We start from the raw sequence: 1,619 nt of genomic DNA, 5'->3' as shown, positions 1-1,619 counted from the left end.
CTCTGTTTTGAATTCATCAGCTGCAACCCCGGCTTGGGGATGCTGGCTTACCTTAACACAAGGGCGGGCCCAAATGGCAAATCTGCGATTCTTGTATTGTGGGGATCATGGTGGCGGATTTTTGCCAATTGACTGATCTTTGGATCTTTATGAAACCAATCAAATCTCTCACCCACCACTTACGTGGTCCCCCCTCTCCCAGTTGGGCGAGGGTTTATAGATTGTGTTGAACTCAAAGCCGTTTGCCATTAGGCGAGGGTTTTATGAAGCCTCGTGTCATCCAGATTTATTTGCAAATTAGCGTGTTTAGATCAGAAGCAATTTGTCCTTATCCCTCAGAGAGAAAGTGGCCGCATGAGAGAATTCCTGCAGATCTCTAATTTTCCTAACTTTTTCTAATTTACGCCAATCCAACACCCATCACTTGTGTGGCCCTCCCTCTCCCCACTGAGCGAGGGTTTTTCAAAGCAGTGCAGACTTAACGATCTGCCACTGGGCGAGGGTTTTTGAGCCGTTGATTTCATTTATAAATTTGATTGTTTTGATGAGAAGCAACCAGTTGGTTCTTTGCTTTCTCCCTCAGGGAGAAGGTGGCTGCAAGCCAAATGAGAGAATTCCTTCAAAAATCTCCATCACTCCTAAAAAATTATCTATAAAATTTGATTTGTCAGATATTAAATTCATTTTGTCTCAAAATATGATCAAATGTGACAAAATAATTAAATAAAATTGCATAAAATCCTTGTGATTAGGCAGATAAATGAGTAAATAGGCATATATATTTCAAGATTGTCAGCAAAACATCAGGATTTAGCCAAGCCATGGAAGGCGCAGTAGCTAATGCAACCTAGTACCAGTTCAGCCAGAAAAACCAAATGTACCAACGGCCACTCTCCTCCTTCCTCCTGCTCTTCTGCCTGAGCCTGGCTCTGCTGGGCTGTGATGTGATTCCTGAAGAAGGGACGATTGTCTATGATGTCGATTTCCCTCGGGCCGACAGCGATGAGGCGCAAGGTGGAAGTGGCGGTGGCGGCGGAAGTTCCAACGGCTCCACTCCCTCTGGACTGAGCACCTCAGCTTCTGTCAGCGTTACCACGATCAACGAAGGCGCTACTGATACGGAGTCCTTCGTCCTCTCCGGTCCACCCAACGGCACTGTCACCATCACTTTCTCTTCCGGAGATACATCCGAGGCTACGCTCTCACCTTCCACGATGAGCTTTGACAACACCACCTGGGCGATCCCCCAGACCTTAACCATTACAGCTCCTGAAGACTACCTCGTCGATGGCAACCAGACCACCACCATCAGCTACACCATCGCCTCCACCAATCCGACTGACACCCTCCACGGGGCAGCCGGCAACTTCAATGTGGTCACCGCTGATAGCGGAGCGACCGCAGTCACTGTGGCCAACAGCAGCCCCAGTGTCACCGAGGGCACCACCAACAACAGCACCACCTTTGCCCTCAGTGGTCCACCCAACGGCACCGTCACCGTCACGCTCACCTCCAGCGACACCGGTGAAGCAACCGTCTCCCCAACCACACTGACCTTTGACAACACCACCTGGAATGTAGCGCAGCCAATCACCCTGACCGGGGTCGAGGACTACCTC

At 49.6% G+C, this 1,619-nt stretch carries 2 protein-coding genes; both read right to left on the bottom strand.

Annotated elements, in window-relative coordinates; translation table 11 throughout:
• Nucleotides 1-970: 970 nt before the first annotated feature.
• Nucleotides 971-1,228 carry a hypothetical protein gene (locus tag P8O70_03715; protein MDG2195988.1) on the bottom strand — a complete coding sequence of 86 codons (258 nt, stop codon included), beginning with the start codon at nucleotides 1,226-1,228 and terminating at the stop codon, nucleotides 971-973.
• 25 nt (nucleotides 1,229-1,253) lie between these two features.
• A partial coding sequence (locus P8O70_03710; GenBank protein ID MDG2195987.1) for a hypothetical protein occupies nucleotides 1,254-1,619 on the bottom strand: 366 nt, incomplete at its 5' end.

The organism is SAR324 cluster bacterium, assembly GCA_029245725.1.
Taxonomy (GTDB): Bacteria; SAR324; SAR324; order SAR324; family NAC60-12; genus JCVI-SCAAA005.
This window is presented reverse-complemented; position numbering and strand designations above follow the sequence as displayed.